Genomic DNA, 15,291 nt, shown 5'->3' on the forward strand with positions numbered 1-15,291 from the left:
CTCCGGCCGAACCGCTTGCCGGTTCGCCGCGCGCGCTGAAACAAGGACGCAGAGCCAGCGATCAAGCATGGCTCTAGCTGTAGTTCGGGCAGGCCGTTCCGCCCGGCATGACGATCTCGTTCACGGTCCGCTCCGACCATGGGATCTGCCGGGTGAAGGTCAGACCGCCCGCACCGAAGATCCACTTGTACAGCGCGCTGCCAATGATCGGCGTGTAGGTCATCGTGACCTCGGCCAGGATGTAGCGGGCGCCGTCGAACTGGTAGGCGGCCGGCGTCGCCGGCAAGCCGTTCGTCCCGTTGATCTGGAGGGCCGGGCGCTGCGTCGCGTTCTGAGCCCAGCTGGAACAGACGCCGCCGTAGAGCGTGCCGTAGATGGACTCGACGCCCATGGCGTTGACGACGATCTGGAGGCCCGAGGCGTCCAGGGGCCGGAGGATCGTGGTCGCGGCGCCGGCGATCGTCGCCATGTCGCCGGTCGAGGGCTTCGGATTGTCCGCGCGCCCCGACAGATCGCCGAGCGTCCGTGCGAACAGGGTTAATTTGCGGTTCGCATCGAGGATGCGGGTCAGCTCGATCGTGCCGAAATAGATGACGATGAGCACCGGGAGGACGAGCGCGAACTCCACCGCAGCGACGCCCCGCGCGTCGCTGCGGAAGCGCTTCAGGCGTTTCGCGAGGACCACCATCACGAGCATACGGATTGGGTGGTGTAGGGCTCGATCTTGAAGACGGTCGCGGCCTGCAGCACGCGCCGCTTGTTCGGCAGGCTCGCCGTGGCCAAGCCGAGGAGCGGGAAGAAGACCGGAATGTCGACGGCGGCCTGAACCACCATGATCGTGGAGGCCCCCCCGCAGGTGTAGCTCTGGAAGTTGGGATTCCAGTCGCTGACGCCGCTGCTGCTGGTGGCCACCGGCGAGACCGCCGAGGCCGAGGCGTAGCTGGACGCCTGCGTGACGCTGACGCGGACATTGGCGCAGGTGAAGATCGTCACCCGCGCGGCGCCGCTCGGTTGCGTGCAGATCGCGGTCCGGAACCGGCTGATCAGCGTCGCCGCATCGGTCGTGCCGGAATTCGAGGTCTGGAACGAGCCCGTATAGATCTGGCGCCCCGCCTCGACGACGGCCTGCTGGAGGATCTCCTGCTCCCAGGCGACCAGCCCGTTCTCGAGGCAGGCACCGACCAGGGCGAGGAACGGCAGCGCGACGAAACCGAACTCGACCGCAGTAGCGCCGCTCCGCTCGCGCCACAGCCGTGCGACGAGGGGCCGTGGCCTGAGCCATCGGGGAGCAGCGTAGCGTAATGATCTCACGGTCTGACCCAACGGGTTGGGGTTGTCGGACCGACTAGACCAGGGAAGTCTTACGTTTTTCCGTATGCCACCCTGAAGACCCGATCGATCGCCCGATCGCGCCGATCCTTATCCACGATCATCGCGCAGCGTGTTGTCCTTCCGAGATGCGCCGCCCGGGCGGCATCCCGGCGCTCATCGCCCACCGCCGAGGCGCCCCTGGCCGCGGGCGATGCTGTGCAGGGCGATCCCCGCCGCGGTGGCGACATTGAGGGAGTCGAAGCCCGCGGCCATCCCGATGCGAACCGGCCGCGCCCGGGCGAGGAGCGGTGCTTCCAGCCCGGGCCCCTCGGTGCCGAGGATCAGGAGCGCCCGCGCCGGTGCGGCGCGCTCGTCCAGGGCCTCGGCCGCCCCCGGGCTGAGCGCCAGCGCCTCCAGGTCGAGGGCATCGGCGAGGCGCAGCCAATCCTCCCCCGGGGCGAGCCGCGCGAAGGGCTGGATCAGGGCGGCCCCGGCCGAGACCCGGATGCTCTTCCGGTAGAGCGGATCGCAGCTCGCCGCGTCGAGGAGCACCGCGTCCGCCCCGAAGGCGGTGGCGTTGCGGAAAGCGGCACCGACATTGTCGTGGTTGGTCAGCCCCGCGAGGCCGAGCACCAGGGCCGGAGCGGGCGCGGGCGGCACCAGCTTGGCCGCGTCGGGGTCCGGTCCGCGCCGCCCGACTGCCAGCACCCCGCGGTGGATCGGGAAGCCCGTAACGGCGCTCATCACCGGCTTGGCGGCGAGGAGGACCGGGGGCGGCTCCGGGCATGCGGCGACGGCCTCGGCGAGGCCGGGCCAGCGTTCCGGCAACAGCAGGATCGATTCGGCGCGGAAGCGGCTGCGCCGACCGAGCAGCAGCCGCAGGGTCACCTCGCCCTCGGCGATGAAGCGTCCGGCGCGGCCGACGAGGTCGCGCTCGCGCATGCGGGCGTAGGGTTCGAGGCGGGGATCGTCCGGGTCGGTGACCGTCTCCGGGACCGCGCCCACCTCAGCCCTGCGACCGCTCGGTCCGGCTGGCGAGCGGGTCGGCCTCGGCCCGGGTCGGCACCTTCACCAGCGCCTCGCCGTCGAGGACCGTCTCCCCCGCCACCGAGCACTGGCAGGCCAGGCGCGCCCGCCGCCGCTCGGGCATCAGCTCGGCGACCGTCACGGTGACCTCCACGACGTCGCCGATGCGCACCGGCGCGCGGAAGTTGAGGGTCTGGGAGATGTAGACCGCGCCCGGTCCCGGCAGGCGGGTGCCCAGCACCGCCGAGATCAACCCGGCGGTGTACAGGCCGTGGGCGATGCGGGTGCCGAACGGCGTGCGGGCGGCGAAGTGCTCGGAGAGATGGATCGGGTTGCGGTCGCCGGTGATCTCAGCGAAGCCCACCACGTCCGAGGAGGCGATGGTCTTCGACAGGGTCTCCGACAGGCCGATCTCGAGATCCTCGAAATAGAGCACGCGCAATTCGGGCAGCATGGCTCGGCAGACCTCCGCTTCCGGCCGGTGCCGCGTTCCGCGCAGCCGGCTCCGGAACCGGCCTCGCACGATCGCGGCGGCGAATCCACCCGGACGAAGGCGGAAGGGCGTCGAACTTTCTTGAGTCGCGGACAGGGATTTCTCAACGGCCCTCGACAGGCGTGCCGGCCTCGGCGAAGACGCGTCCCGTGACCGTCGATGAAGCAGCCCGGCCCGCGCCGCCCGCCCTCCGCCCCGTCGTGGCCCGCGTCGCGGCGCTGAACCTCGGCTATTTCGGCATCGAGATCGCGGTGGCGCTGACCATCGGCTCCGTGGCGCTGATCGCCGACAGCCTCGATTTCCTGGAGGATGCGGCGATCAACCTGCTGATTGTCGCGGGCCTCGGCTGGGGCGCGCGCAACCGGGCGCGGCTCGGGACCGCCATGGCGGGCATCCTGCTCCTGCCGGCCGTGGCGGGCGCCTGGGCGGCCTACGCTAAGGTCTCGGATTTCGTGGCCCCCGCCGCCCTGCCGCTGACGCTCACCGGCCTCGGGGCGCTCGCCGTGAACCTCACCTGCGCGCTGATGCTCGCCCGGCACCGCACCGGATCGGGCAGCCTGACCCGCGCGGCCTATCTCTCGGCGCGTAACGATACCTTCGCCAACCTCGCGATCATCGCCGCCGGGCTGGTGACCGCCGCCTATCCCACACCCTGGCCGGACCTCGCCGTGGCGGCGGGCATTGCGATCCTCAACGCCGAGTCCGCTGCCGACATTCTCAAGGCCGCCGCGGCCGAGCGCAGAGCCGCACGATAACCGAAGCCATGCGAATCTTCCCCATTTCGGATCTGCATCTGGAGCGGCGGCGGCTGGACCTGATCCCGCCGCCCGCGGAGCCGTTCGATCTGCTCGCCTGCCCGGGAGACCTCTACGAGGGGCATCCCGAGCGCGGTCTCGCGGCGCTGCTGCACCTCGCGCAGGGCCGCCCGATCGTGCTGGTTCCGGGCAACCACGAGCGCTACGCCCCGACCGGGGACAGGCGCACCGCGCCGGAGCTGCTGGCGGCGGTGGAGGCCGAGGTGACGCGGCTCAACGGCCTCGGCGCCCGGATCCACCTGCTCCAGGGGGCGCAGACCTGCATCGTCGACGGGGTGCGCTTCGTCGGCACTACCCTGTGGAGCGACTGGGCCCTCGCCGGGCGCTGGCTCGCCCCGGACGCACCGGACCGGCCCGTCGACCCGGTTGCCTACGCGGCCGACCGCATGACCGATCCGGTCATGGGCTCGCGGGAATATCTCGGTTCGATCCGCAAGGCCGACGGCAGCCCCTGGCAGCCCGCGGACGCGATGGCGGCGCACCGGGCCGAGCGGGCGGCTTTGCACGCCGCGCTCCGGATCCCGCATGACGGCCCGACCGTGGTGGTGACGCACCATCCGGCGAGCCCGCTTGCGGCGGACCGGTTCCGGGACGCGCCCGGCGTCCCCTGGTGGGTCCCGGCCTTCTACGCCAGCACGGCGCTGGACGACCTCGCCGATGCCGAACGGCCGGATCTGTGGATCTCCGGCCATTTCCACGCCGGCCACGACCTGGCGATCGGGCGCTGCCGCTGGGTGTCGAACCCGGTGGAGGGGGCGGGCTACCGGAGCGATCGCTTCGTCGAGGTCGCGCGGCGCTGATCCGGCCTCGCCCGGGGCGGCCGGCTGCGTGTGCTGGTGCCCCCGTATCGGGACGCGGCCGCGGTCGAGCCGCACCCGCGTGCCGCATTCCCCGGCGCGTCTTCAGAAGTGGTCGGGCGGGGACAGAGCCGCGCCGGACGCCGGACGCGACGTCTGAAGGTTCCGCATCAGGCGATCGCGGACGCTCGCCTGGTTCGCCCGCACCATCCCGGGCATCAGGAACAGGTCGATGACGAGCCAGATCACCCCGATGACGATGCAATTTGGGACGATCTGGAAGATCGCGCTGCCGGTACGACCGAGATAGAAGCGATGAGCGGAGAGGAAGCCGAGAAAAAACCAAAGGATATAGGCTGGTATTAGGCTCGGCCCCTTATTGGCGACACGCTTTTGTTCTGTCCCCCGCTTGTACGGTCAAGCTTTGAGACAGGGGTGCCCGATGGCAGGACCGGGCCGGCGGGAACGATCCGCCGGCCCGGGCAACCTCAGCCGTGGACCAGCACGTTGCGGAACTGCCAGGGATCGCTCGTATCGATGTCCTCCGGGAACAGGCCCGGGCGGTCGGTGAGCGGGGTCCAGTCCGTGTACACCCCGACCACCGGGCCGAGATACGGGGTCTGGACTTCGAGGCAGCGGCGGAAATCCATCTCGTCGGCCTCGACGATGCCGGCCTCCGGGTTCTCCAGGGTCCAGACCATGCCGGCGAGCACCGCCGAGGTCACCTGCAGGCCGGTGGCGTTCTGGTAGGGGGCGATCCGGCGGGTCTCCTCGATGGAGAGCTGCGAGCCGTACCAGTAGGCGTTCTTGGCGTGGCCGTAGACCAGCACGCCGAGCTCGTCGATGCCGTCGACGATCTCGGTCTCGTCGAGGATGAGCTGCTGCTCCTGCACCTGGGCGGCCTTGCCGAACATCTCGTGGAGCGACAGCACGGCGTCGTCGGCCGGGTGATAGGCGTAGTGGCAGGTCGGCCGGTACACCGGCGTCCCGCCCTCTTGCACCGTGTAGTAGTCGGCGATCGAGATCGCCTCGTTGTGGGTCACCAGGAAGCCGAACTGAGAGCCGGCGGTCGGCACCCAGGTGCGCACGCGGGTGTCGGCGCCCGGCTGCAGCAGGTAGATGGCGCAGGCCGAGCCCTTCTCCTGCCCGCGGGCATTGGCGGGCTTCCAGGTCTCGTGCGTGCCCCAGCCGAGCTCGGCCGGCTGATTGCCCTCGGAGACGAAGCCCTCCACCGACCAGGTGTTGACGAAGACGCCGCGCGGCTTCGGGGTCTTGGCGCGCTGGGTATCCCGCTCCGCGATGTGGACGCCCTTGACGCCCAGATCCTTCATCAGCGCGGCCCATTCAGCCTTGGTCTTCGGCTCGGACCGCTGCAGCCCGGTATCCCGCGCGATGTTCAGGAGCGCCTGCTTGACGAACCACGAGACCATGCCGGGATTGGCGCCGCAGCACGAGACCGCGGTGGTGCCGCCCGGCTTCTGGGCGCGGGCGTCGAGGATGTTCTCGCGCAGGGCGTAGTTGGTGCGGTCGCCCTGGCTCTTGGTCTTGTCGAAGTAGAAGCCCGGCCAGGGCTCGGCCACGGTGTCGATGTAGAGGGCGCCGAGCTCGCGGCAGAGTTCCATGATGGCGCGCGACGAGGTGTCGACCGAGAGATTCACGCAGAAGCCCTGGCCGCCCCCCTCGGTGAGGAGCGGGGTGAGCACGTCGCGGTAGTTCTCGGGGGTCAGCGCCACCGTCTCGAAGCGCAGGCCGTGCTTCTCGGCGAGCGCCCGGTGGGTGTCGACCGGGTCGATCACCGTGAAGCGGGCCTTGTCGTATTCGAAGTGGCGCTCGATGAGGGGCAGCGTGCCCCGGCCGATCGAGCCGAAGCCGATCATCACGATGGGCCCGCTGATACGGCCATGGATCGGGTGATGGGTCGGCTGCTCGGACATGCGGGAGATCCTCGGATTCTGACGGGCGCCGCGGGCGTCCGCGTGGTCTGGCCAGCGGGCGAGTTATGGCGGGCATGTGACACTGCGGCGACAAGCCCGCCCCGGCATCGCAGCGCGGTCGACGGACCCGTTGCCGGGCAGGGGGCTCAATGGCGGCTCACCCGGGCACGGTCAACCGTCCGGCGCACCGGGCCGTTAACGCATCGTTGACGGACAGCACAAGCAGCCATGATCCGAATGCATGCGCCGTCAGCGTACACTCCTGTGGTCGGCGCCGGCCGCAGGCCTCATATTGCGTTGCAACAAGGCCGCCGAGACGGCCGCTCGGCAGGGGTTTTCACGGGAACGTCCGAGATCCAGCCCGTCGGAGTCCGTCATGCTCGCACTCATCACGTCCCGGATCCCCGGCCCGGTCACCGAGACCGTGGATCGCGATCCCGGGATCCTCACCCTCGTGTTCGTCTGCGCCCGTGCCGTCCGCAGCGGGACCGAGGCCGCCTTCGCCCGGCGCTGCGCCCTGGCCCGCGCCGCCGGTGGTCCGAACCCGCTCTGACGGGTCCCCCCGGCGGAGTGCTTTCGCCGGCGTGGATACCGGGGCGATTGCGTCGTCCCCGTTCGGGCTTTAGGCGGCTGTGCCGTTCCATGGTCCCGGAGTTGCTGATTCCATGCCGACGATTCGCGCGTTCCTGCGCCTCAGCCTGACCGTGACGCTGCTGCTCGCCGTTCCGCTGGCAGCCGCGCGGGCCCAGGATGCCGAACCGGAGGCCGCCGCCCCGGCCGATGCCCCGCCAAAGGCCCGGCCCAAACCCCGTCCGAAGCCGGTCGCACCGAAGACGGCGGTCAAGCCCGCCCCCGTGGACGTCAAGCCTGCGGCGGCGGACGCCGCGCCGGCCGCTGCCGCATCGGCCCCGGCGCATGCCGCGTGGCCCACCGGCGCCAGTACCGTCAGCGAGAGCTACGGCGACTGGACCATGACCTGCACGCGCCCGAGCGAGAAGATCACCTGCATCGTCGCCCAGTCGCAGGGCGATTCGCAGACCGGCCGCCGCAAGTTCGGCTTCGAGCTCCAGACCCCGGCGAACGGCCGCTCCGAGGGGATCGTGCTGATGCCCTTCGGCCTGTCGATCGAGCCGGGCGTCACCTTCAAGCTGGACGAGCAGGCCCTCGGCAAGGGCGCGCCCTACACGGCCTGCGGGCCGGACGGCTGCTTCGTCCCGATCAGCTTCCCGACGCTGGCCCTCGACGGCATGCGGGCCGCCAAGACGCTCTTCGTGATCGGCCAGAAGTCGGGCGGCAGCGACGCGGCGACGATCACGGTTCCGCTCGAGGGTTTCGCCCGGGCCCTCGACCGCGCCGTCGCCCTGAGCGGCTGAAAAGCCCGGCGGTCCGGCGGATTTACGGGGTACGGTTAAGGCAGCGTTAGCCGCGCCGCCGCAGGATGTTCCGGACATGTGGCGCCGCGCGCCGCGGCCCCGCCGGAGCCGCGCGCCGGAATCGGATCGGCGAGGCGATGAGAGCGGTGGGCGGGCGACCCCGGATCGGTCGAGGGCTCGGGGCCCGGCTTCTGCGCGCGGCGCTGTCGCTGGTGGCGCTGCTGGCGGCGATCGATCCGTCCCTGGCCGCCCAGCTGGTCGGCGCCAAGGGCGGCGAGACCGGCGCCGGCCCCGGCGGCTACGGCCGCATCGTGCTCACCTTCGACAAGCCCGTCGCGGTCAAGGCCAAGCTCGCCGGCGGCGTCCTGCTCCTCGGCTACAGCGAGCGCGTCGCCCCGGGCCCCGAGCACCTGGCCGAGGAAATGCCCGCCTATGTTTCGAGCGTCCGGCGCGATCCCGACGGGACCGGCCTGCGGGTCGCCCTCCAGCGGCCCTACCGGATCAACCTGCAATCGGCCGGCGAGCGGGTGTTCGTCGACCTGCTGCCGGAGGGCTGGTCCGGCCTGCCGCCGCCGTTGCCCCCCGAGGTGGTGGCCGATCTCGCCCGCCGCGCCAGGGCCGCCGAGGAGGCGCTCAGGGCCCGCGTACCCGAACCGGTGCGCGAGCCCCTGTCCCTGGAACTCGCTCTACTCCCGACGCTGACGCGCCTGTCGCTGCGCCTGCCCGCGGAAGCGGTCACCACCCTCACCGCCGAGGGCGCCGCGACGCGGCTGCGGATCGTCGGACCCTGGACCATCGATCCGGGTCTGACCCGCGGCCGTTCCCGGCCCGGCATCGCCAAGCTGGCGACCGAGACGGATGCGACGTCGGCCAGTCTGCTCGTGACCCCCGAGGAGGGGTTCGGCATCGGCACGGAGCGCGAGGACGGAGCCTTCCTCCTGGACGTGGTCCGCCGCAAGCCGCCCGAGCCCGGCAGGACCGCCGTCGAGGTACCCGGGCCCCCGAAGCCGGAGGCGGTAGTCGCGACGCCGTCTACCCCCGCATCCGAACCGCCGCGCCGGGCGGAGGCGCCGGCCGGTCCGGATCGACCCCCCGAGGCGCCGCCGAAGCGCCGGGCCGGGTCCGGCCTGGTCTTCCCGTTCCACGCCCTGCCGCCGGCCGTCCTGTTCGAGCGGGGCGGCGTCGCCACGCTGGCCTTCGAGACCGCCGAGCCGGTCGTGGTCCCCGCCGGGAGCCAGGGTCTCGTGCCCGTCGGCGCGCCCGGTCGGACGGGACCGCTCACGCTCCTGCGGTTCTCGGTGCCCCAGGGCCGCCTGGTCGATCTCACCGCGGTTGCCACGGAGAGCGGGCCCGCCTGGGAACTCTCGGCGGGCGACACCCTGAGCCCGAGCGATACGATCGACCCCCAGCGCAAGCCCGACCCCTCGGGCCGCATCGCGGTCTCGCTCGGCCTGCCGCGGCCCGGCTCGGCGACGTGGCTCGACCTCGACGGCGAGCGCATCGCGGTGGTGACCTCGGCGGCCCAGCGCCCCGTGGGCAACCCGAAGAACCGGCGGTTCGTGGATTTCGAGATCCTGCCGAGCCGGCACGGCCTGGCGGTTCTCGCCGGCGCCGACGACCTCGCGGTGCGCCCCGACCTCGACACCGTGACGATCGGCCGGGCGGGGGGGCTCGCCGCCTCCGCGGTGGCGCGGAAGGCCGAGATGGTCCTGGCCGAGGCCGGGATGCTCGCCATCGCGCCCGACGCCTGGGAGCGGGCGCGGTCCGGGAACGTGCGCGAGACCCTGCGCGGGTTCGCCAACGCGGCCGCCGCCGCGACGCCGACCGAACGCGGCCCGGCGCGGCTCGCGCTCGCCCGCGCCGACCTCGCCAACGGGCTCAATCCCGAGGGCCTCACGGCGCTCGAGGCGGCCGCCGCCGACGATCCGCTGCTGGCCGCCCAGCGCGACACCGCCCTCCTGCGCGGCCTGGCGCTCGTGCGGATGGGGCGGAACGCCGAAGCGCTGAAGGCGCTGACCCTGCCGATGCTCGCCGGGGATCCGGAGGCCGCGCTGTGGCGGGCCGTGGCATCGGCCGGCGCGGGCGATTGGAAGGCCGCCGAGACCGGATTCCTGAAGGTCCTGCCCCTCGCCAACAGTTACCCCCCTGACCTCGCTCAACTGATTCGAACCGCCGCGGCGGAATCGGCGATCGAGAACGGCGATGCCGAGACCGCTGCTGCCCGCGCCGAGGACGCCCGGGACCTCCCCCCGTGGATTCGCGACCGGCTCGCCCTCGTCCGGGCCCGCGTGGCCGAGGCGACGGGGCAGGTCGAAGCCGCCCTGGACGCTTATGCCGGGCTGGAGACGGCTGCGGTGCGTCCGGTCTCGGTCGAGGCGAGTCTGCGCAGGACGCTGCTGGCCCGCGCCGCCGGCAAGCTGACGGCCGAGGCCGCCACGGAGCGGCTGGAACGTCTCGCCCTGACGTGGCACGGCGGCGCGATCGAGGACGGCATCACCGCTGGGCTCGACCGCCTCTATCTCGCCGCCGGGCGCTGGCGCGATGCCTTCACGGCCGCGCGCCGGGCCAGCGCCATCGCGCCCAACGGCGACACCGCTGCGGCGCTCATGCGCGAGGCGCAGGTGGCCTTCGAGAACCTGTATCTCACCGACAAGGGGGACGCGCTGCCGGGGATCGAGGCCGTGGCGCTGTTCTTCGATTTCCGGGAATTGAGCCCGATCGGGCGGCGCGGCGACGAGGTGGTGCGCCGGCTGGCCGATCGCCTTGTGGGCCTCGATCTCTTGGACTCCGCCGCCGACCTCCTTCAGTACCAGATCGACAACCGGCTCACCGGGCCGGCCCGGTCCGCCGTCGCGGCACGGCTGGCGACCGTGCGGCTGATGGACGACAAGCCGCTGCAGGCCCTGAAGGCCCTCGACGCGACGGAGCTGCCGGAGCTGCCGCGCGACCTGAACCGGGCCCGCGGCCTGATCCGCGCCCGCGCCCTGTCGGACCTGACCCGCACCGACCTCGCCCTGGAGACGATCGAGGGGGAGAGCGGGCCCGACATCGACCGCCTGCGCGCCGACATCTACTGGGGTGCCCGCCGGTGGCGCGAGGCCGGCGAGACGCACGAGGCGCTGCTCGGCGAGGCGTGGCGGTCCGGGCAGCCCCTGGACGCGCAGTCCCGGGCCGATGCGGTGCGCGCCGCGATCGCCTACGACCTAGCCGGCGAGGCGATCGGTCTGGAACGGCTCAAGGCGAAGTTCTCGGAGACCATGGCGGCGAGCCCGGATGCGCGCACCTTCGCGCTCCTCACCGGCACCGATCCGACCCGCGCGCCGGGCTTCCGCGCCGTGGCGGCCCGCGCCACGAAGGCCGAGACTCTGTCGTCCTTCCTGGCCGAATACCGCAAGCGCTACCCGGAGACCGCCATTTCCGACCGGGGGCGAGCCGTCGCTGCCGAGGGCGCCGAGCCGCAGGGCGCGGACCAGCAGAGCAGCGCCGGAGCCGCCGGCGCGCCGCCGGGGTGAGCGGGCCGCGCGTCATCGATCCGGACGCTGTCCGGGAGACAGAGACGGGACGCGTCTGGACCCCGGAGCGGAACGCCGAGGCGCGATCGGCAAAGCCGTTGGATCGCCGGCCCCGGCGCCCTCATCCGCTGTAGCTCTGGACCAGCGAGCCCGCCACCAGGGTCCATCCGTCCACCAGCACGAAGAAGATCAGCTTGAACGGCAGGGAGACCGTAGCCGGGGGAAGCATCATCATGCCGATCGCCATCAGCACCGAGGCGACCACGAGGTCGATGATCAGGAACGGAATGAACAGCAGGAAGCCGATCTCGAAGGCGCGGCGCAGCTCCGAGATCATGAAGGCCGGCGTCACGATCTCCAGGCCGACATCCTCCGGCCCCTTGGGCGTCGGCACCTTGGCGAGGTCGAGGAACAGCTTGAGGTCCTTCTCGCGGACATTGCGCAGCATGAAGGTCTTGAACGGCGCCGAGGCGCGCTCGAAGGCCTGAGCCTGCGTGATCCGGCCCGCGATCAGGGGCTCGATCCCGGCGCTGTAGGCCGCGCGGCCGGTGGGCGCCATCACGAAGGCGGTGAGGAACAGCGCGAGGCTGACGAGCACCGCGGTCGGCGGCGCCGTCTGGGTGCCCAGGGCCGAGCGCAGGAGCGACAGCACCACGACGATCCGGGTGAAGGCGGTGGCCATCACCAGCACGGAGGGCGCCACCGCCAGGACGGTGATCAGCGCGACGAGCTGGAGGGCGCGCTCGGTGGTGCCGCCGGCACCGAGGTCGAGGGTGACGCTCTGGGCGAGCGCCGGCCCGGCGGCGAAGAGCGCGACGGCGAGCGCAGGCATCGCGGCCAGGCGGAGACGCCGGCGCAATCGCCTCGGGCCGATGCGGGTTGGGACGGACGGGGCGTCGGGCATCGGGGTCACGGACGGTCGCAGGTCGGCGCGGCGGGGCGCACACCGTGGCGGCGCGCCTCGAGGTTCTGCCAGACGAGGAGCGCCGGCAGGCCGAGCACCACGTCGGGCACCCGGCGGGCGAGGGACAGGGCGATGGCCGTCCCGGGCGGAATGCCGAACAGGCCGCAGACCAGCACGAGCCCGCCCTCCTGAACGCCGAGCCCGCTCGGGACCAGGAAGGCCGCGGCCTTGATCGCCTGGCTCAGCGACTCGATCACCAGGATGTCGGTCAGGCCGACATTGTCGATCCCGATGCAGGTGAGGACGACGGCGATCTCGGTGGCGCCGAGCAGCCAGGCCAGCGCGTGCAGGGCGCAGGACTGGGCGAGGCGGCCGCGCCGGCCCGCCGCCCAGACCGCGTCCAGCGCCCCCTGGATCCGCGGTGTCGGCTCTGGGCCCGCCTCGGCCTCGCGCACGAAGCGTCGACCGAGCGCCGTAACCCGGTCCTCGACCAGCCGCACGATCCCGGTCCGCTGGAGGGCGAAGAGCGCCGCGACGGCGAACGCGGCGACGGCGAGCGTCCGCAGGGTCCAATCGGCGAGTTCGGCCGCCTGCGCCCCTTCGACCCGCCGGAGGAGCCCCGCCCCGAGGCCGGCGAACAGGGCGAGGGTCCCGACCTGGAACAGCAGGTCGGCGAGCACCGAGGCGGCCGCCAAGGAGCCGGCGACGCCCCAGACGGTGAGGAGACGCGCTCCGACGACCTCGCCCCCCACCGAGGCAACCGGCAGCAGGACGTTGATGCCCTCGCGCACGAAGCGCAGGATCAGGCAAGCCGAGACCGGCGCGGGCGACAGCCCGTCCAGGATGCGCGCCCAGGCAATGCCACACAGCACCAACACCAGCGCCCGCACCAGGGTGACGCCGACGAAGCCCGCCACGCCGATCCGCCCGAACGCCGTCGCCACGGCGTCGAGGTCGTTGGTCGCCACGAGCCAGACCGCGAAGCCGAGCCCGATCAGGGTGCCGAGCAGCGGAAGACGGCGCACCAGGGCGCGGACGACCCGGCGTTTCCCGGATAGGTGCGTGCCTGTCACGGCCGCGGCGTGCGCATGGCGCGTCGGGAGGCGGGCAAGAGCGACGGCTCCAGGGGTTGTGCCGGTCAGCGAGCCGGCGGCGATTCGGCGGGTCGTACCGCCGCTAGTGCGGTATTGGGGCCGAATTCGGGGGGCGGCCGCCGCGGCACCGGATGGAGCACGGCCGCGAGCGCCTCCGCCGGGCCCGCCGCGGGATCGAGCAGGACGACGCGGCCGGCCGCCAGGCTCGCACCGGTCGCGACCGCGATGGCCCGCTTCGGGCATGGGCCGAGGCAGCCCGACTCGACGATGCAGAGCTTCCGCCGCGCGCCCGCGGCATCCGGGCCGTCCTGCTTCCCGGCCTTCTTCAGGAGCGCACGGACCGCGCGCGGCTTCAGCCCCTGCCGCTTCGCGCATTTGGAGCAGACGACCACGATCTCGGTGAGCTTGGTCTTGGCGGACCGGCCGGCCGAACGACCAGGAGGGCGGCGATCCGTGTCGCCCGCAATTGACGGTTCTGTCATCATCGGGAGATTGTAGGGCGCGATACCCCTGTCGGGCTACGGCCTCCGTCGCCGCGGCGGACGGGACGGGCGCCATAAAAAGGGCCGAAAAGAACGGGATTCCAGTTCCGCGCACGGGCCGCCCTCCGGCCGGCGCCGCGTGAGCGGAACCGGCGCAGACCCAGGAACAATGAGCGGATGAGCTTCGACGACGTCAAAGACGACACGCGCGAAGGCGAGATCGTGACGTTCGGCGCACCGACGAGGAGCGAGCTGCGGCGGAGTGCGGAGACGATCCGCCCGGTCCCGGCCGATCGGAGCGCCCGGGCCCTGGCCGCCTCGATTCGACGGCACTTGGACTGGACCCGCCTGCCGGGCCTGCGCCCGCGCCAGGACGACACGTCGACCTACGGCTCGCGGATCGTCCGCCGCGTCAGCCTGTTCGTCCTGCTGCCGACCCTCGTGATCGGGCTGTACCTGTTCGGCTTCGCCTCCGACCAATACGTCGCCGAGGCTCAGTTCGCGGTCCGCGGCAACGTCGAGCCGATGGAGAACATCGCGCTCGGCCAGTACACCAACCTGATCCAGAAGCATAACAGCCAGGATAGCTTCATCGTCCGCGATTATATCGGCAGCCAGACGATGGTCGAGGCGCTGGAGAAGAGCATCGGCCTGTCGACGATGTTCTCCCGCCGCCAGGCCGATTTCTGGACGCGGCTGAATCCGAATGGCCCGATCGAGGATCTCACCAAGTACTGGCGCAGGCAGGTCGATGCGCATATCGATTCGATCTCGGGCGTGATCCGTCTGACGGTCCGGGCCTTCACCCCCGAGGACGCCCTGACGATCTCCCGCGCCGTGGTGGCGCGTTCCGAGGCGCTGATCAACGACATCTCGAAGCGGGCGCAGGCCGACATGGTCGCCCAGGCCCAGGCCGATGCCACCACCGCCCAGGAGCGCCTGCGCAAGGCCCACCTCGCGCTGCAGCTCTTCCGCAATCAGTGGGGCGTGATCGATCCGGTCAAGACGGCCGAGGGGACGCTGGCCACCCTGACGCTCCTGCGGAAGGACAAGCTCAAGGCGGAGAACGACCTGCAGATCCTGCGCGGCTCCAGCTTGGACGAGCGCTCGCGCTCGATCCAGATCCTCGTCGCCAATCTCGCGGCCATCGACCAGCAGATGAAGACCCTGCAGGACGAGCTAACGAGTGCGGCAGGCGCCGCGGGCGGCGGTTCGAACCTGACCGAGGCCCTGCTCCAGTACGAGGGCTTGCTCGTGGAGCGGACCATCGCCGAGAAGCTGGAGGAATCGGCGAACATGCTGCTCGACCGCGCGCGGGTCTCGGCCAGCAAGCAGCACATCTTCCTGGCGACCTTCGTGCCGCCGGTCCTGCCGACCGACAGCCTCTACCCGGAGCGGGGTCACACGCTGATCGTGTCGTTCTTCTGCTTCCTGGTGATCTGGAGCTCGTCCTCGCTCCTGCTGGCGGGCATCCGCGACCAGCGTATGTAGGTCGCCGCGCGCAACAGGCCGGATGTCGGAACCGGCACGAGGCGCGGGCTTTCAGGTTC

At 71.8% G+C, this 15,291-nt stretch carries 15 protein-coding genes; 6 read left to right on the forward strand and 9 right to left on the reverse strand.

The window, feature by feature from the left end; translation table 11 throughout:
* Nucleotides 1-73 precede the first annotated feature (73 nt).
* The 4 genes from AC3IF1_RS08430 to croR all read right to left on the reverse strand — a co-directional run bounded on the left by AC3IF1_RS08430 (nucleotide 74) and on the right by croR (nucleotide 2,791).
* Nucleotides 74-688, reverse strand: coding sequence for a TadE/TadG family type IV pilus assembly protein (locus tag AC3IF1_RS08430; RefSeq protein WP_489217174.1), 615 nt, complete (start codon nucleotides 686-688; stop codon nucleotides 74-76).
* The gene (locus AC3IF1_RS08435) at nucleotides 688-1,311 is read right to left on the reverse strand and encodes a TadE/TadG family type IV pilus assembly protein (RefSeq protein ID WP_489217176.1); all 624 of its coding nucleotides are present in this window, start codon (nucleotides 1,309-1,311) and stop codon (nucleotides 688-690) included. Before AC3IF1_RS08435 ends, AC3IF1_RS08430 begins: the two co-directional genes overlap by 1 nt.
* A 174-nt stretch (nucleotides 1,312-1,485) precedes the next feature.
* Nucleotides 1,486-2,253 carry a TrmH family RNA methyltransferase gene (locus tag AC3IF1_RS08440; RefSeq protein ID WP_489220355.1) on the reverse strand — a complete coding sequence of 256 codons (768 nt, stop codon included), beginning with the start codon at nucleotides 2,251-2,253 and terminating at the stop codon, nucleotides 1,486-1,488.
* 64 nt (nucleotides 2,254-2,317) lie between these two features.
* Nucleotides 2,318-2,791: a MaoC family dehydratase gene (croR, locus tag AC3IF1_RS08445; protein ID WP_243966879.1), complete on the reverse strand. Its 474-nt coding sequence runs from the start codon at nucleotides 2,789-2,791 to the stop codon at nucleotides 2,318-2,320.
* A 188-nt stretch (nucleotides 2,792-2,979) separates the two neighbouring features.
* Here croR and AC3IF1_RS08450 point away from each other — a divergent pair, with 188 nt between their 5' ends.
* Both AC3IF1_RS08450 and AC3IF1_RS08455 read left to right on the forward strand, forming a co-directional pair.
* Complete coding sequence (locus AC3IF1_RS08450; RefSeq protein WP_489217178.1) at nucleotides 2,980-3,585, forward strand: cation efflux transmembrane domain-containing protein; 606 nt, start codon at nucleotides 2,980-2,982, stop codon at nucleotides 3,583-3,585.
* A gap of 8 nt (nucleotides 3,586-3,593) precedes the next feature.
* Nucleotides 3,594-4,445 carry a metallophosphoesterase gene (locus AC3IF1_RS08455; RefSeq protein ID WP_489217180.1) on the forward strand — a complete coding sequence of 284 codons (852 nt, stop codon included), beginning with the start codon at nucleotides 3,594-3,596 and terminating at the stop codon, nucleotides 4,443-4,445.
* 102 nt (nucleotides 4,446-4,547) lie between these two features.
* Here AC3IF1_RS08455 and AC3IF1_RS08460 read toward each other — a convergent pair whose 3' ends face one another.
* Both AC3IF1_RS08460 and AC3IF1_RS08465 read right to left on the reverse strand, forming a co-directional pair.
* On the reverse strand, nucleotides 4,548-4,805 hold the full coding sequence (locus tag AC3IF1_RS08460) for a TM2 domain-containing protein (protein WP_489220356.1): 258 nt from the start codon (nucleotides 4,803-4,805) through the stop codon (nucleotides 4,548-4,550).
* 125 nt (nucleotides 4,806-4,930) lie between these two features.
* Nucleotides 4,931-6,376, reverse strand: a complete 1,446-nt coding sequence (locus AC3IF1_RS08465) for a homospermidine synthase (protein ID WP_489217182.1) — start codon at nucleotides 6,374-6,376, stop codon at nucleotides 4,931-4,933.
* A gap of 376 nt (nucleotides 6,377-6,752) precedes the next feature.
* On the opposite strand from AC3IF1_RS08465, the gene AC3IF1_RS08470 reads away from it, so the two are divergent.
* The 3 genes from AC3IF1_RS08470 to AC3IF1_RS08480 all read left to right on the forward strand — a co-directional run bounded on the left by AC3IF1_RS08470 (nucleotide 6,753) and on the right by AC3IF1_RS08480 (nucleotide 11,261).
* On the forward strand, nucleotides 6,753-6,929 hold the full coding sequence (locus tag AC3IF1_RS08470) for a hypothetical protein (protein ID WP_243966884.1): 177 nt from the start codon (nucleotides 6,753-6,755) through the stop codon (nucleotides 6,927-6,929).
* Nucleotides 6,930-7,041: 112 nt separating this feature from the next.
* Nucleotides 7,042-7,749 carry an invasion associated locus B family protein gene (locus tag AC3IF1_RS08475; protein ID WP_489217184.1) on the forward strand — a complete coding sequence of 236 codons (708 nt, stop codon included), beginning with the start codon at nucleotides 7,042-7,044 and terminating at the stop codon, nucleotides 7,747-7,749.
* Nucleotides 7,750-7,886: 137 nt separating this feature from the next.
* Nucleotides 7,887-11,261 (forward strand): hypothetical protein, encoded by a 3,375-nt coding sequence (locus AC3IF1_RS08480; RefSeq protein ID WP_489217186.1) that lies wholly within the window; start codon nucleotides 7,887-7,889, stop codon nucleotides 11,259-11,261.
* Between the two features lie 121 nt (nucleotides 11,262-11,382).
* Here AC3IF1_RS08480 and fliP read toward each other — a convergent pair whose 3' ends face one another.
* From fliP to AC3IF1_RS08495, 3 genes are all read right to left on the reverse strand, one after another.
* On the reverse strand, nucleotides 11,383-12,093 hold the full coding sequence (gene fliP, locus AC3IF1_RS08485) for a flagellar type III secretion system pore protein FliP (RefSeq protein ID WP_243966905.1): 711 nt from the start codon (nucleotides 12,091-12,093) through the stop codon (nucleotides 11,383-11,385).
* A 77-nt stretch (nucleotides 12,094-12,170) separates the two neighbouring features.
* Nucleotides 12,171-13,238: a lysylphosphatidylglycerol synthase domain-containing protein gene (locus AC3IF1_RS08490; protein WP_489217188.1), complete on the reverse strand. Its 1,068-nt coding sequence runs from the start codon at nucleotides 13,236-13,238 to the stop codon at nucleotides 12,171-12,173.
* Nucleotides 13,239-13,303: 65 nt separating this feature from the next.
* On the reverse strand, nucleotides 13,304-13,744 hold the full coding sequence (locus AC3IF1_RS08495) for a hypothetical protein (RefSeq protein ID WP_243966888.1): 441 nt from the start codon (nucleotides 13,742-13,744) through the stop codon (nucleotides 13,304-13,306).
* 174 nt (nucleotides 13,745-13,918) lie between these two features.
* Here AC3IF1_RS08495 and AC3IF1_RS08500 point away from each other — a divergent pair, with 174 nt between their 5' ends.
* On the forward strand, nucleotides 13,919-15,232 hold the full coding sequence (locus AC3IF1_RS08500) for a KpsE/RkpR family capsule polysaccharide export protein (RefSeq protein WP_489217191.1): 1,314 nt from the start codon (nucleotides 13,919-13,921) through the stop codon (nucleotides 15,230-15,232).
* The last annotated feature ends 59 nt before the right edge of the window (nucleotides 15,233-15,291 follow it).

The sequence above is a fragment of the Methylobacterium sp. E-012 genome (genome assembly GCF_057836545.1).